Raw genomic sequence first — 14,941 nt, 5'->3', positions numbered from 1 at the left:
TGCAGCGGAAGCGTCTTTTTTTCGTTACACAAAAGCTTGAAATGTTATCTGATTTCGCTAGAAAGCGGATAACGCTACTTCCAGCGCATAGATCGCATGCGGTTGGAGGTCATACTGCCAGATCCCCTCTGCGAATGCAATCGAAAGAACCTCCGTCTTCACCTTCTCCGGCTCATCAACCGTGTTGCAGTCCTCATAGTGCCTGCTTGCGATCATATGCAGCCGTGCTGTGCCCTGCGTGTGCCAAGCCGAGTAATCTACGCTTAGCGGGACGGGCTCCAAGCTGCGATTGACGATACACAGCGTCAAGGTATCGCCGGTCTCCGAGACACAGGCAACCACATCAAGCTCACTGAGCGACTTGGATGCGAGATTCACCTTGGCCGTGCCGGGATGAAACGATTCACAATCAACTGTCGTATCCACCAGACGATGGAGGAGCAAATTCGCATACAGCTTCAGCATGTGATACGTTGCCGTGCCGAAAACAACATCGCCCCGCCCGCTCCAGCCGGGCTTTTTCATCCGCTCGTACGAATCGCCGACGCGAATGCAGCCGCCGACCCAGCCGTTGACGAGATCGGAAAAGTTTCCGATTTCTACGAGATGGCTTTGCCGGATCATTTCATGCAGCATGCAGGCATTCGCAAGGGCAGCCTCCAACGTATGCGCATTCGCCAAATCCGGATTCGGAAAATACATCGTATTCCACTCGGTCACTGCGATTTTCAGATGTTGGAGCCCTGTATTGCTTTGAATCATGCTCGCCAGCTGCCCGAAAAGCTCCCGCACAACCTCCGGGAACGCCAGCATCGCCCGAAATCTTTCTTCCGCCGGGGTTTTAGCATGTATCGGAAAGAAGTTCTGCCCCTGATAGATATGCAGCGTCACATAATCCATCGCATGGCCGGCCAGCTCCAGCACCGTGCGATTCCATCCGGGCACCAGGTCTTCCCGCGCCGTGCCGCAGCCCAGCAGCCGAATGCTCACATCCTTGTCACGCATCGCTTCAGCGAATTCTAGATATGTTTCCGCATACTGCTCCGCCGAACAAACACCGGCCTGCCACGGGCCATACATTTCGTTTCCGATTTCCCAATATTTTACATCATATGGTGATGGAAAACCGTTCTGCGCCCGGAGCGCCCCCATCGGCGTATCCGCAGCGCCATTGCAATACTCCACCCAATCCGCCGCTTCCTGTGCCGACCCGGTACCCATATTGACACAAATTTGCGGCTCGACGCCCAGCAACCGGCACAAGGCGATAAATTCATCCGTGCCAAAATATTTATGCACGTGCCCCGCCTGCTCCCACGCCTCATTGATGTAATTCGGCCGCAAGTCGGTAGGACCGACGAAATCATCCCAGTGATACAAGGAGATATAGTTGCCGCCAAGCCGCATAATGCCGCTGTTCAGCTCCTTCGCCATGGCGAAGACTTCCCCTTTCAGCAGCCCCGTATCTTGTTCCGGCAGCAGCGAGATATGATCGAACCAGATTATCCCTGTCGAGACGGAGTCCTCCCATTCCGCTGCCGGAAGCGGCACCGCCCATACCTGCATCTCGGCCGAGCGAGAGGCGCCGGCGACGTCGAGGAGCTGCACAGCCTCGAACCAGCGGTGCCCGGTCACAGCGATTTCCGCCGCACCCAGCACTTCCTGACTCGCGGTGTCGATAATCTTCACCTGCAAGCCTGCAATCTCGCGCGTCGCCCGCATCACGATCCGCAGCTTGTGCGGAATGCCCGCTTCAAGCTGAATCTTTTGCCCAATGCCTGCCTGGCAGCGGTCTTTATTGAACAGGCGCACCTTCTGGCTGTGCCCGCCATGTCCTTTGGCCGCCGGCTCTAGCGCATACTGCGTATGCTTGCCGAGGTTCAGCGGATACCAAGGCCCCGATACACCGTCGCCATTCTGATCTTCTTCCTCAAAATCCATACTGCGCAAGGGATACGCCAGCATCGCCGTCATATGATCATCAATATCTTCGATGAAGCTGCCGAAAATATACGGATGAATCGTATGACGCGATCTGCCGCTCCCAATCATAATGTGTGCTTCGCTCATAGGTATCCTCCTTTACAATCCTTGCTGTTGACTAGGTCATGCCTCTTGCAGCTCCCCGCTCGCCGTCCGAAAAGGAATACGAACGGAAACCACCGTTCCCCGACCTTCAAAAGATGTGATCGAAAGCCCATATGGCGGGCCATATTGCAACACCAGACGGGCATGAACGTTGACAATCCCGACGGATTCGCTTTTCATTAAAGCGCTGTTCTCCGCCGAAGAGATCCACGCCAGCTTCTCTTGCAGCTCCGCCAACCGCCCCGCTTCAATGCCGTCCCCGTTGTCGGCAATTTCAATGATCAGCGCTTCCCCTTCATTGTAGGCGCTGACCAGCACGGTGCCATGCCCGCTTTTCGGCTCCACCGCATACTTAATGGCGTTCTCGAGGATCGGCTGCAGCGAGCATTTGACAATGTTGGCATCCAGGTACTTCTCATTCACATAAAAATGGCTTTGAAAATATTTCGGAAACCGAATCTTAATAATTTCCAAATATTTTCGAAGCTGATCGAGTTCCTCTCTTAGCGTAACAAAAGGCTCCACAATCGAGGCGGTGTATCGGTAATAGTCGCCGAGGTTTTTGGTAATGACCTCGATGCGCTCGTTCTTCTCCACATAAGCAATGCTGTTGATAATGGCCAGCGTGTTATAGAGCAGATGCGGGTTGATCTGATTTTGCAGAGCTTGAATCTTCGCTTCTTTCTGACGCAGCTGGATATGCATTTCATTGACTTTCATGGAGCTCACCGTCTCAATCAGCTGCGACAACTGATCGGTCATCCGGTTATAGCTGCGGCTGAGCAGTTGAATCTCATCTTTGCCGGGCAGCACATCCGCGCGGACGTCCAGATTGCCTTTTTCCACATGCTCCATCAGCTTCTTGAGCCTGCGGAGCGGCCGAATGAACCATTGGGCGACGAGCGGAACCAGAATGAGGACGAACAAGGCCAAAATAAACATCGATACCAACGCCGCATTGCGCGCAACGGTCATGCCGCTCGCCATCTCCGCGAACGGAACCATCGCGACGACGTTCCATTCGGCCAGCTCCGAATAGCTGCTGGATACCAGCATTTCCTCGCCCATCAGCTTTTGCACGGAAGAGGATTCGGCCAGCTGCAGGGAAGCGAGTCCTGTGTCCTTGATCGGGCGGCCGATCCAATTCGTATCCGGATGATAAACGATCGTCCCGTCATTCGCCACGATGAAGAAGTAGCCTTTCTTCGCGAGCGAGGAACGGACAATCGTTTTTTCCAGCTCGTTGATACGCAAATTGATGACCAAGCGGCCGGCCAGCTTGACGGCGTCCAGCGAGTAGACCGGCACCAACAGCGAAAGCACCTGCTTGCCCGTCACTTCCGAACGGTGCGTCGGCACCACGGTCAACGTGCCGCTCATCGGCATGGCGTACCAAGGCTCGTTCAGATACGTTTTTGATAGCTCATCAAAATGCTGAATATTCGAAGCGATTCTCCCGCTCAGCGACATGAGAAACAGGCTGTCGACCTCGCTGTAGTTGAGCGCGACGTAATTGTTCAGCACGTCCTCCAACTCCGCAAGCTGCGTAGGTGGGAGGGAATTCTCATCGTTCAGCCAGCGCTGAATGACGCCGACCGAGCCGGTTTGCAAGTTAAGCTCGTTGCGCTTCGGGAGCGGACCAGCGAGCATGGAAGAGACGGATATTTTCATCTGCTGAATGTAGAGTTCAATTTGCCGGTTGAGTCGATAAGACGCATCCTCGCCAAATTGGAAGAAATCGTTGCGAGCCGCTTTCGTATAGAAATACTGCGAGAATGCGCCCGCAAGCAGAATGGACGTCAGCGTAGCGGCAAGCAAAATGACGATGAGCTTGACGCGAATCGAGAACCTGCTGAGCAAGCCGCCCTTGATCATACGCCGAGTCCCCTGCGGTATTCGTTCGGCGTCAGAGCCGTCACCGTTTTGAATACACGGTTAAAATAAGGCAGCGAAGCGAACCCCACCTCTTCCGCCACCTCGTAAATTTTCATATCCGAATCGCGCAGCAGCTCCATCGCCTTGTCCATCCGAATCTGATTGACGTAGTTGACGAAGCTTTTGCCGGTATATTGCTTGAACAGAACGCCGAAATAAGAGGGGCTGAGATTGCAATAGTCGGACATTTGCTTTAAGCCGAGCTCGTCCTGCAAGTGCGCTTCAATATAGTCACAGGCCCGCTTAATGACCAGCCGCATCTGATTGTTCGCAAAATGCGGATAGCGGCGAATCCACTCATGCAGCACATCGCGAAACACCTGCTTCACCTGATGCTCAGAACCGTCCTCGGGAACGTCCACTTGGGGCAAGTCAGGGTGAATGACTTTGACAACCTCAACCAGTTTGCTTAAAAAAATGCGATAATAACTAGCCTTCACGCCAGGCTCCAGGCCGCGCAGATGATAGATCCGGCTTAGCAGCCGGTCGGCCTGCTCGAACAAGGCGATGGACGCGTTATCCTGCAGGTCGTCGATAAAACTTTGAATTTCGCGAAGCAGCACATTGCTGTCTGCAATCGCTTCCAACCTGCTGACTGAGCGGGCCAGCGCCTCGTGCAGCTCCCCTTCGGAAATCGGCTTTAGCAAATATTCCGAAACATGCAGCCGAATCGCATTTTGCGCATAAGGGAAGCTGTCGTGCCCGCTGATAATGATGGTGACGACCGGCAGCTTATCGCTGCGGATGCGCTGAATGAGCTCCAGACCGTCGCTGTCCGGCAATTGAATGTCCGTGATGAGCACGGTCGGCCACAGCTCCCGAAGTTGACGCCAGCCTTCCTCGCAGCTCCCCGCTTCTCCGGTCACTTTAAACCCGTCAAGCTGATTCACCATCTCGACCACCGCATCGCGGATTAATAATTCATCTTCGACAACCAGCACATGATACATGCGAATCCCCCTATGCCCATTCATTCTCTCAAGGTGTGTTATCCTTCAAGCGTACTATAGCGAGTTGGCTGTGCATAGAGGCGGCTAGCTGAAAGTTTTTCCTCACCCTTTTACAGAGCCCATCATCATCCCCTTGCTAAAATACTTCTGCATAAACGGATACACGGCAATCAGCGGCAGCGCCGTCAGTAAGATCGCGGCATGCTGGACGGCCGGCGTATATCCGTAACCGTTATCCGTCACGGCAAGTCCGAGCTCGGAAGGATTGACGATCAGCACCTGGCGCAAAAACACTTGCAGCGGATACGCCTTGGAATCGTTCAGATAGAGAATCGCCTGAAAGTACGTATTCCAGTTCGCCACGGCGTAAAAGAGCGTGAACGTCACGATCACCGGCAAGGAAATCGGCAGGATGATGCGCCATAAAATTTTAAATTCCCCGCAGCCGTCGATTCTCGCAGATTCCTTGATCTCGGCAGGCAGCGTCTGAAAGTAGCTCCGCATCACAATCATGTTGAACGGTGCGATCGCCGTTACTAGCCAGATGGCCCAGTACGAATTAATGAGGCCGAGCTTATTGACGACGAGATACGTCGGAATCATGCCGCCGTGAAACAGCATCGTAAACACGACGAGGAAATTGACGAGGGATCGGCCTTTGACCCCCGGCTGCGACAAGCCGTATGCCATCATGATCGAGAGCGCCATATTGATCGCTGTGCCGATGACGGCAAGCTCGACTGCATTTCGAAAAGCGCGTGTAAATTGCTCATTATCGAGTAGGAAGCGGTACGCCTCCAGCGTCCATGTCTCCGGCCAGAGGACAACCCCCTTCATGAGCAGCTCTTTCGCCGTCGCGAACGAGCTGAAGAACGTGAACAGAAAGGGAATGGCGACAATCGCCGCCGCGATCAGCAGCAGCACAATAACGACGCTGTTAAACAGACCTTCTCTCCAGGATTTTACCATTAGTAGACACCCTCCTCGCCGAATTTGCGCGCCAGCCGGTTCGCACCGAGCACCAGCGCCAATCCGACCAATGACTTGAACATGCCGACCACCGCCGAGTAGCTGTAATCCCGCTGGAGAATCCCCGTCCGGTACACATACGTGTCGAATACGTCCGAGACATGCGTATTGAGCGGATTTTGCAGCAGATAGATGTGTTCGAACCCGATGTCCATGAAGTTGCCCAGCCGGAGAATGAACAGCACAACGACGACATAGCGGATGCCCGGCAGCGTGATGTGCCAGATTTGGCGCAGCCTGCCCGCGCCGTCTACCTTCGCGGCTTCATACAGGGACGGATCAATTGACGCCATCGTCGCCAGATACAGAATAGAGCCCCAGCCCGCGCCCTGCCAAATGTTTTGCAGGAGCCACATCGGGCGCAGCCACTCCGCTTTGGTGAACAGCTCGATCGGTCCAAAGCCCGCCGAGACGAGCCATTGATTGATCGCGCCCCCTTCTGAGGCGAATAACGTCATGGTCAGCGATACGATGACCACCCATGAAATGAAGTGCGGCGCGTACATGATCGTTTGCACCGTGTTGCGAATGAACTTGATTCTGGCCTCATTGAGCAGCAGCGCCAGCACGATCGGCGCCGGGAAGAAGAGCAGAATGTCCAGTCCGGCGAACAGGAACGTATTTTTGAGTAGCAGCGGAAAGTCCGCGTCCGTGAAAAACCGTTGGAAATTGTCCAGCCCCACCCACGGACTTTGCAGGATGCCGACAAACGGGTCATAACGCTGAAACGAAATGAGCAGCCCGAACATCGGAATATATTTGAACACGATAAAATAGAGCAAGCCCGGAATAATCATCATATAAAATGGCAGATGATGCAGCTTCCATGCTTTACGGCGAGGCTGTCGTACGGTCGATTGCGATGCGGTCAGGGCGTTCCTCATGGTTACCTCCAGTAGTTGAGCGTTCATTTGACCTCATTATACGGATTCGCATGTCGGATTTCGTTGACCGGATTCTCGATTTCTTAACCGATTTCACTGTGTTGGCGGGGAGGGGTGGAACAAGCATGCGCCAGGAGGCTGATTTTCAGCGCTGCGGAGGGGAAGACGGAAACGTAAAAGAGTTCGGGGGATGGAGCATTAAGCCTGCAAAAAAGCAGGAATTTCCCTCCTTCCTTCCCTAGATTCGATGAATGCCTGCAAAAAAGCAGGCATTTGGGGCGAGAACTCCTTTTTTAGGGAATTTGGCCTAAAAAACCTGCTTTATCGCAGGCATTTTGTGAAAGCTGTCCTTTTTGTGAAGAAAGCCTGCCCTTTCGCAGGAATTCGCGTGCCCACCTCCCAAAATAAAGAAAAGGCTGACCGATGCAATCCTCGGTCAGCCTTCTTTTATTCATTCAATTGAAACAACCGATCAATGATAACCGCCGCTTGCGCGCGGTTCGCTGCGTCCTGCGGCGCAAATTTGCCGCCGTCCACACCGTTCACGATGCCGCTTGCCTTCATCTGTTCAACCGCCTTCACGGCGTACGGCGAAATATTCGCCTGATCCGCAAACGCGCCGCCCGTGGATGTTCCGCCCAGCTTCACGCCAAGCAGCTCGGATGTGCGGTAGATCAGCACGGACATATCTTCGCGTGTGATCTCATCGTTCACACCGAAGCTGCCGTCCGCTTTGCCTTGCACAATGCCCAGCTTCTGCGCTGCCGCGATGGAGCTGGCGTACCAAGCCCCTGCCTGCACGTCTGTCAGGCTGCTTGTCGCTGTCGCATCGGCAAGATCGAACGCCTGCATCAGCATTTTAACAAATTCGGCACGCGTCACATGCGCATTCGGATTGAATGCATGCTCGCTTATGCCGTCCACGATGCCTCTGGAAGCCAGCTTCACAATGCTGTCTTTTGCCCATGCCGCGCCGGACAAGTCGTTAAAGTTTACGGACACATAGGCAGCTGCATATAGACTGAAATGTGCCGGTTTAAATTCAACTTTGCCAGTCGCGCTGTTCCACTTGCCGTTTTTCACGACTTGCGTTTGACCGCTGCCGTCGATGTAATACACGACAATGCCATTCGGATCTTCGCCCGTTTGCAGCTCGTACGGGAAGCCGACGGTTACTTTGCCGTCAAGATTTGCCGCTTTTTCGCCGTCAACCTTCAAGTTCAGCTCATACACCGGATGATTGCCGACAATCGCTGCTGCGCCTGCAGGCAAGGAAGCTGGTTCAACTTTAGCAACCTGGAGCTGCAGATTGGATACTCCGGATTTCAGATAGTCGGTGTCGAGAGCAAGCTCCGCCAACCCGACGTTCATCACCAGTTGCTTCACAGAACCTGTTTTCAGCAAATCTTGTACAGGGACGTCCACCTGAACTTCTTTCGTACCTGCCGCCGGCGCTACTTGCAGACGTACGCTGCCCGCCTGACTGCCCGCAGCTTTTAGAAGATCATCCTTCTGGATCGTCACAGCGGCTTTACCGCTTGCATCCGGCTGCGCCGTCAGCGAAAGCTCGCCCTCTTTTATCGTTGGGGACGTTGTTGTTCCGCTTGATTGCCCAGCGCCCGATTGCCCACTGCCGGAAACGGTCCCTGATCCATTCCCGTTGGAGTCGGTATCCCCATCAGAACCGCTCCCTGTATCCGGTGCTTCCGTCGCAGGTACTGTATACATATTTGGCGCCGGCGGCGTTTGCATGCCGTTACCCAAATAGTAGCTCAGATGCGGCGGTTGATTGTAGCCGGTATTTTGCCATGCGATGCCCAGACGGTATACCGGATCGTGCATCAAAGTGACGAAGCGATAATCCGTTACAGCCGTCGAGGAATAGATGCGAAGTGCTGTGCTGTCTTCCGTTCTAGCCACGACTTCCTCACGCCAGTCGCCGAGAATATCGGCTTGCAGCGAAGGATTGCCTTTAGTGCCGTTATTTGAATATGTCCCGTCAAATTTAACTACATTCACCAGACTGCTGTTCGCGTAATCCCATTTGTCAATTTTCGGTACACCGTTGCTTCCATCCCAATTATGATCCAGCAGCTCACGGCTCAAGTCGCCATCCCACCAGATCGCAAAGTTGGAGGTTGGTATTTTGTTCGAAATCTTAGTTCCTGCACTCGTAAACATGAAGCCGTCTGAATTGTTCTCGGTTGCCGCTGATTTGGTCGCATCAATCGCCCAAACTTCTTCACCGGGATAGCGCGGATCAACGTCGGCCGAAAGACCGCGTCCCGTATCCGCCCCAACTTGCGGCTGACCGAACAGCACTTTGCCTGTACGGGCATCGATCATCGTAGCCGAAGTCGGCGCACTCGTTTCTTCTTGAATCGTCCACAGCTCCATGCCTAGACGGTTTGGATTCAAATCGCTGAGATGCATCGCATCGCCATGCCCAAGCTTCGTTTCCCAGAGCAACTGCCCATTATCGTCAATTGCCGTATTGCCTGTCACAATTTCATCTTTGCCATCGGCATCGATGTCCGCCACGCTCAACTGATGGTTCCCCTGTCCATAGCCAGGGTTTGGCCTGTCAAACGCCCACAGCTTGGAAAGCTGACCGTCTCTCCAGTTATAAGCCACGATCGCCATTCTTGTATAGTATCCGCGTTGCAGTACCAGGCTTGGTTTTTGCCCGTCCAGATACGCAATCGCCGCACCGAAACGGTCTACACGGTTGCCGTACGTATCGCCCCAACCGCCGACATCGCCTCTAGAGGGATCATAATCTTCACGAGCAAGTTCCCTGCCTGTCAAGCCTTCAAAGATCGAGAAATACTCCGGCCCTTCCAAAACATACCCCGTGCCATTCCGGTGATCCGCAGTCCCGTCGCCGATGACCGCGCCTGTACCGTCGATGGTACCGTCAGCCGTACGCAGCGCAACTTCCGCTTTGCCGTCGCCGTCCAGATCGTACACCATCAGATCCAGATAGTGCGCGCCAGCGCGAATATTCACGCCCATATCAATCCGCCACAACCGCGTGCCGTCAAGCTTATAGGCATCGACATACGTATTACCTGTGATGCCCGACTGCGAATTGTCTTTGGAATTGCTAGGATCCCATTTCAAAACAATTTCATACTGGCCGTCGCCATCCAGGTCACCGACCGATGCATCATTGGCACGATACGTGTACGATTCGCCCGCTGTGGTCACACCGTCGGCCGGTTTTTGCAGCGGCACGTTCAAATAATTGCTAGCCCAAGACTTCACCGTCTCAGACTTCTTCTGCTCCACACCGCCCATAACGGCACGCACGTAATAAGAAGAATCCGCTGTTCCTGCGGCATCTACATAATTCGTGCTGCCGGCAATCGGCGCAGTGTTCAGCTTCACGCCATCACGATAGAGATTGAAGGTTGTATCGGCAGGATCCGTTCCCAGCAATCGCCAGCTGACGAAAATATGTCCGCCATCTTGAATCGCAACCAGACCGCGATCCAGCTTCTCCATCTGTCTGGCCGGAAACGGGGTCGGCGTCGCACTCACGTCCACCGCGGCAGACTCGGACTCACCTTCACCGTCATAGGCATAGACGGCTGTAACTTTGTAATTGTAGGCCGTTCCATTCACAAGGTTGTCCAGCGTTGCCATCGACGTGCCTTTCGGCAGCGTCGCCGCAAGCGTCAAGGATTGATCGCTGCCCACCGCATAAATCCGAGCTGCTTGATACGCAGGATCGATAGGCGGCTTCCAGCCGATTTGCACCTTGCCGTCGTGCCCTTCCGCGACAACATCCGTCACTTTCGGAGATTTCTCCAGCTTATTGACCGTTAGGTTATACGTCCTTGCGACGTCTGTGTACGTGAGCGAAGTAACCGAAATAGGGACCGTCGTGGACAATCCTGTAAGCGGCACTGTAGTCGAGGCTCCGCTATTTACGCTTTCAGTCCCTACTTTCAGCGACACATGCCCCACGTTGCTAGCTGACGGCACTACCGTAACATTGGCCGTCGAGTTAGGTACCTCGAGTGCATAGTTTTGCACGGCTGGATCGAAGGAGAAGGAAGGCACATAGTCGCCCGCGTTTACACCTAGATCACTTAACATCAAATCCAAAGCCGTCAACTTGACGTTTGTGATATTGATTTTTCCGTTTGCTTTCTTATTATTATGGAAAGCAAAGCTGCTAATTCTCTCTCTGGTGCTGTAAAAAGCCTGATCTGTCGCAACTTCCGTTCCTGTGTTCAAATCTTTAATTGTCAGCGTATACTTCTGGTTAGGCACGTTCATAATCATCGTGAACCGATACCAGTGAGAAGCATCGTAATTAACCAGCGTCGCGCTAGAGGAGCTCGTCATCATCTTCTTAATGGTGCCGTTTTCAATTTGAAGCCGCACGGCTGGCGCACTTGTCGCATTGACCTTGCCATCCATGACCCAGAACGATGTGCTGGTGGATGTCGGCATATTAGCATCGAACTGCAGAATCGTTCCTCCGCTATCCGGAGCAAAACGCTGCCCCAAATAGGACGAACTGTCGGCTGCGCTGGTGAAGCTAACGGCTCCATAAGTCAAGCCTGTCACAGAATCCTGCACAACATTAACCGCCGGCACCGCCCCCTCCGACGCCCATTTGTTACCGCTTCCAAGCGTAAGCGCACCAAGCGAGTACGTACTGAAGTCATCACTGACGATAGCCGTATCCGCCGCGAACGCAGGAACCGCTTTCATAGGAAGCCACGGTACAACGATGGCCGCCGCAAGCAGCAGTTTGACTGAAGCCGTCCCGGCCATTTTCCGCCAAAAGCTCATATTCTCTCAACCTCTCTCTCATGTAAAATACTCCCTCATTATTCACCCAGATCTAACCTCGCAACAATGCAATAAACCGAGGCAAATCTCTAAAAAACAGTGTTAACTGCGCTTGCACAGCGCCGAACTGGCCTTGCATTTTGTTGCAGGGCTTGGACTATTTTGATCGTTTCCCGTCTGGCCGCGGTAGCTAAAGGCTTTAGCAAAAATAAAAAAAAAGACCGAGTCCGCCCCAAGAGCGTACTCAGCCTTATATCCAAACGCCTTAGTCTCGCCTAAGGCAATCCCTTTCACCGTCAACTATCCGCCAATCCGAATCTTCCGATATGTATCGATAAACGAGAGCACATCCACGCGCTTTCCTCTGCTTTTCGCCACACGCGCCATTTTCACAAGTGTCGTCCAGAACTCGTCCAAAACCGGGGAATCAAAATCGCTGCTTTTTGGTGTTTGGTTGCAAAGATGCTTGTAGTCGTTACCGTCATCCGAAATCAAAAACTGAAACTGATTCTTTTTCCATTGTTCGCCGGATACGTAGCTGACGCCCAGTTCCCTCATTTTTTTGCGGACCGATGTCACTGGCCGAGACAATTCTCGCGCGATGACAACCGGTGGGCATTCCGTGGCTAGACGAAGCAATTTGTCTAATTCTTGTGTCGACCAAGGTTTTTTGGTCATCATCAACCAACTCCCTTTTACACTCATCGTCAAAAATTTTCCTGCTCAGTTTCTTCTCTCGAAGCAATCACTGTATAATCAAAGAATAGCAATCAAATGTTAAGTAAGTATAAGGTTCACGTATAGAAAGTATGAGGAGAAGATTTTGTCACAATTTTGCCAAGGGAGTTGTTGAATGATGAAGATCGATGTCGAAGGCGCAAAGCTGTTTATAGAGGAAAAAGGGCAAGGAGCCGCGGTTATTCTGCTGCACGGTTTCCCGCTGGATCACGGCATGTGGGAGGCGCAGGCGAACGCGCTGTCCACTTCATTCCGCGTCGTAACGCCGGATTTACGCGGCATGGGGCAGTCGGCTGTACCTGCGCAAGCGATCGCGATTGAGCGCTACGCCGACGATGTGCTGGCCATCATGGACAGCCTCGGTATCGAAAAAGCCGCCCTCGGCGGCTTTTCCATGGGCGGCTACGTCGCCTTTGCGCTCATGCGCAAGGCGCCAACCCGCTTTACGGGGCTGATCCTGGCCAACACCCGGCCAGAGGCCGACAGCCCCGAAGCCCGCAAGAACCGCATGAACATGGCGGCTTCGCTGTACGAGAAAGGCCCCGCGGCCGCGCGCGACGCGATGCTGCCGAAGCTGCTGACGCCGGCGACGCTGGAAGCGCAGCCTGCGCTGGTCGACCGCCTGCGCGCGATGATGGACGCGATGCCGGCGGAAGGGCTCGTGCACGCCGCGTTGGCGATGGCGTTCCGCCCGGACTCCGCCGCGTCGCTCGGCGAGATCCGCGTGCCGACGCTCGTCATCGCCGGCGAGCACGACGCCATTGCGCCGCCCGACGTCATGCGCAAGATGGCGGACGCAATCCCCGGCGCGCGCTTCGAGGTCGTCGCAGGCGCCTCGCACCTCGCGCCGATGGAAGCGCCGGAAGCGTTCAACGCGCTGCTGCTTGATTTTCTGCGTAACGTTGTTGCAGGCTAACAACGTCTCACAAATAGAAGCACCGGACCAACGTTCGGTGCTTCTGCATCTTTTCCCCCTTACCACAACCTGCAGAACCTACAGTAAATCCTCTCCAAAAAGGCTGACATCAGATGAAAACCTGCATTTCCTACATCCAAATAAAGCTCGCACTCGAATGTAAGCCCTTTCACGCACTGGATGGCCGAATTTAGCTGCACTTTTTGCAGGTCTTCGCAAGAAAGTAGCCTCTATCGCAAAATTTTCATGTACTTTTTACAAGATCGTATCGAGTGAGTAAGGGGTGACGGCGCCAGTGTGAGAGTGCTGGCAACCCCACACAAAAAAGCGCTCACCACCAAGTGAGCGCTCCAACGCAGTCCCTTACACTTTAAAAAGCCGGTTCATCACGAGCACCGCCGCGCCAATCGCGAGCGCCTCTTCGCCGAGCCCGCCTCGGCTGAATATCACTTGATACGCGGGGTAGTAGTACGCTTTTCGAATCGCGACCGCGGTCGCCGTCTGGAAGAACAAATCTCCGCCGGCCAGGAGCGGCCCCCCGAGAATGACCTTTTCCGGTTGCAAAATATTGAGCAGATTCGCCAGCCCGATCCCGAAGTACGTCGCCGCTTCCGTCACGATCTCTACGACAAGCGGATCGTTTTTCTGGAGAGCATCCATCATATGTACGTAACTCAGCTGCTCCGGATCGGCCACCAGCTGTGTCAGCAGCGTTGTTCTCCCCATCTTGATCGCCGATTTGGCCCTCGTTTCAATCGCATGCAGCGAGACATACGACTCCAGCGCGCCATAATTGCCGGACTTGTCCCGAGGCGCGACGCCGTCGGTCTGAATGATCATCTGACCGACCGAGCTCTCCATATCCACAGCACCGTAAATGACCTTCCCCTCGGAAACCATCGAGGAACGGAGGCCTACACCCGCATGGATGTACAGCAGATGCTTGAAGCTCTGCGAGCGCTGGTGCCACGACTCCGCCAGAATCGCCGTATTCGCCCCGTTGTCGAGCATCGCCGGAATGCCCAGCTCCTCGCTCAGCATCTTGCAGATCGGCACCTGCTGCCAGCCTTTGGACGGAAAATACGACGGCTCGAGGATCACGCCGGAATGACGGTCGACCGGGCCGACCGACCCGATGCCGATGCCGAGCACGTCGGCCATCGCAATCCCGTGATGCGCCAGCATCGCCTGCGCTTCCCTCACGATCAGGCCGATGAGCACCTCCGGCGTCATTTCCGCCGTCATCGCCCAGCTTCTGGCCTCCAGCTTGGTCATTCCGAGATCGACCAATACGAGCTTGGATAGCGTTCGCGAAATCTCCAGACCGAAGACATAGGCATAGGCCGGATTGGTCTCATACAGAATCGGCCTGCGCCCGCCTGTCGATACGCCAAAGCCCGATTCGAGAATCAGGCCCTGCGCCGTCAGCTCCTCCAGATGCCGGGTTAACGTCGAAACCGTCATGCCGCTTTGCTCCAGCAGCTCTATTTTGGAAACGGTCGTTTGCCTGCAAATCAGCTCATAAATCTCTTTCGCCTTGCGGTTGGAAATACGTTCAGATATGACGTCTACGTTCAAAAGAAGCAGCCTCC

At 54.2% G+C, this 14,941-nt stretch carries 9 protein-coding genes; 1 reads left to right on the top strand and 8 read right to left on the bottom strand.

Annotation, left to right across the window (positions count from 1 at the left end; all coding sequences use genetic code 11):
- Nucleotides 1–57: 57 nt before the first annotated feature.
- From ABE504_RS27830 to ABE504_RS27800, 7 genes are all read right to left on the bottom strand, one after another.
- Entirely contained in the window at nt 58–2,070 is a 2,013-nt protein-coding gene (locus ABE504_RS27830; protein WP_430095141.1) for an alpha-L-arabinofuranosidase C-terminal domain-containing protein, read from the bottom strand.
- A gap of 36 nt (nt 2,071–2,106) precedes the next feature.
- Nucleotides 2,107–3,963 (bottom strand): cache domain-containing sensor histidine kinase, encoded by a 1,857-nt coding sequence (locus tag ABE504_RS27825; RefSeq protein ID WP_430095140.1) that lies wholly within the window; start codon nt 3,961–3,963, stop codon nt 2,107–2,109.
- Complete coding sequence (locus ABE504_RS27820) at nt 3,960–4,973, bottom strand: response regulator transcription factor (RefSeq protein WP_430095138.1); 1,014 nt, start codon at nt 4,971–4,973, stop codon at nt 3,960–3,962. The genes ABE504_RS27825 and ABE504_RS27820 overlap by 4 nt, the downstream gene beginning before the upstream one ends.
- A 102-nt stretch (nt 4,974–5,075) precedes the next feature.
- Complete coding sequence (locus ABE504_RS27815; protein ID WP_430095137.1) at nt 5,076–5,942, bottom strand: carbohydrate ABC transporter permease; 867 nt, start codon at nt 5,940–5,942, stop codon at nt 5,076–5,078.
- Nucleotides 5,942–6,886, bottom strand: a complete 945-nt coding sequence (locus ABE504_RS27810) for an ABC transporter permease (RefSeq protein ID WP_430095135.1) — start codon at nt 6,884–6,886, stop codon at nt 5,942–5,944. The genes ABE504_RS27815 and ABE504_RS27810 overlap by 1 nt, the downstream gene beginning before the upstream one ends.
- A gap of 447 nt (nt 6,887–7,333) precedes the next feature.
- Nucleotides 7,334–11,695: an S-layer homology domain-containing protein gene (locus tag ABE504_RS27805; protein ID WP_430095133.1), complete on the bottom strand. Its 4,362-nt coding sequence runs from the start codon at nt 11,693–11,695 to the stop codon at nt 7,334–7,336.
- A 300-nt stretch (nt 11,696–11,995) separates the two neighbouring features.
- Nucleotides 11,996–12,373, bottom strand: a complete 378-nt coding sequence (locus ABE504_RS27800; RefSeq protein ID WP_430095131.1) for a hypothetical protein — start codon at nt 12,371–12,373, stop codon at nt 11,996–11,998.
- A 175-nt stretch (nt 12,374–12,548) separates the two neighbouring features.
- Here ABE504_RS27800 and ABE504_RS27795 point away from each other — a divergent pair, with 175 nt between their 5' ends.
- Entirely contained in the window at nt 12,549–13,349 is an 801-nt protein-coding gene (locus ABE504_RS27795; protein WP_430095129.1) for an alpha/beta fold hydrolase, read from the top strand.
- Nucleotides 13,350–13,712: 363 nt separating this feature from the next.
- On the opposite strand, the gene ABE504_RS27790 is transcribed toward ABE504_RS27795, so the two are convergent.
- Entirely contained in the window at nt 13,713–14,927 is a 1,215-nt protein-coding gene (locus tag ABE504_RS27790) for an ROK family protein (protein ID WP_430095127.1), read from the bottom strand.
- Between the last annotated feature and the right edge of the window lie 14 nt (nt 14,928–14,941).

Source organism: Paenibacillus oryzisoli (assembly GCF_050467285.1).
Lineage (GTDB): Bacteria > Bacillota > Bacilli > Paenibacillales > NBRC-103111 > Paenibacillus_E > Paenibacillus_E oryzisoli_A.
The sequence above is the reverse complement of the archived record's forward strand: the minus strand, read 5'-3'. Positions and strand labels throughout refer to the sequence as shown.

What these genes read in the sequence shown, in the direction of transcription:
- ABE504_RS27830 (WP_430095141.1), bottom strand. Translation starts at nt 2,070, where the DNA reads ATGAGCGAAGCACACATTATGATTGGGAGCGGCAGATCGCGTCATACG.
- ABE504_RS27825 (WP_430095140.1), bottom strand. Translation starts at nt 3,963, where the DNA reads ATGATCAAGGGCGGCTTGCTCAGCAGGTTCTCGATTCGCGTCAAGCTC.
- ABE504_RS27820 (WP_430095138.1), bottom strand. Translation starts at nt 4,973, where the DNA reads ATGTATCATGTGCTGGTTGTCGAAGATGAATTATTAATCCGCGATGCG.
- ABE504_RS27815 (WP_430095137.1), bottom strand. Translation starts at nt 5,942, where the DNA reads ATGGTAAAATCCTGGAGAGAAGGTCTGTTTAACAGCGTCGTTATTGTG.
- ABE504_RS27810 (WP_430095135.1), bottom strand. Translation starts at nt 6,886, where the DNA reads ATGAGGAACGCCCTGACCGCATCGCAATCGACCGTACGACAGCCTCGC.
- ABE504_RS27805 (WP_430095133.1), bottom strand. Translation starts at nt 11,695, where the DNA reads ATGAGCTTTTGGCGGAAAATGGCCGGGACGGCTTCAGTCAAACTGCTG.
- ABE504_RS27800 (WP_430095131.1), bottom strand. Translation starts at nt 12,373, where the DNA reads ATGACCAAAAAACCTTGGTCGACACAAGAATTAGACAAATTGCTTCGT.
- ABE504_RS27795 (WP_430095129.1), top strand. Translation starts at nt 12,549, where the DNA reads ATGATGAAGATCGATGTCGAAGGCGCAAAGCTGTTTATAGAGGAAAAA.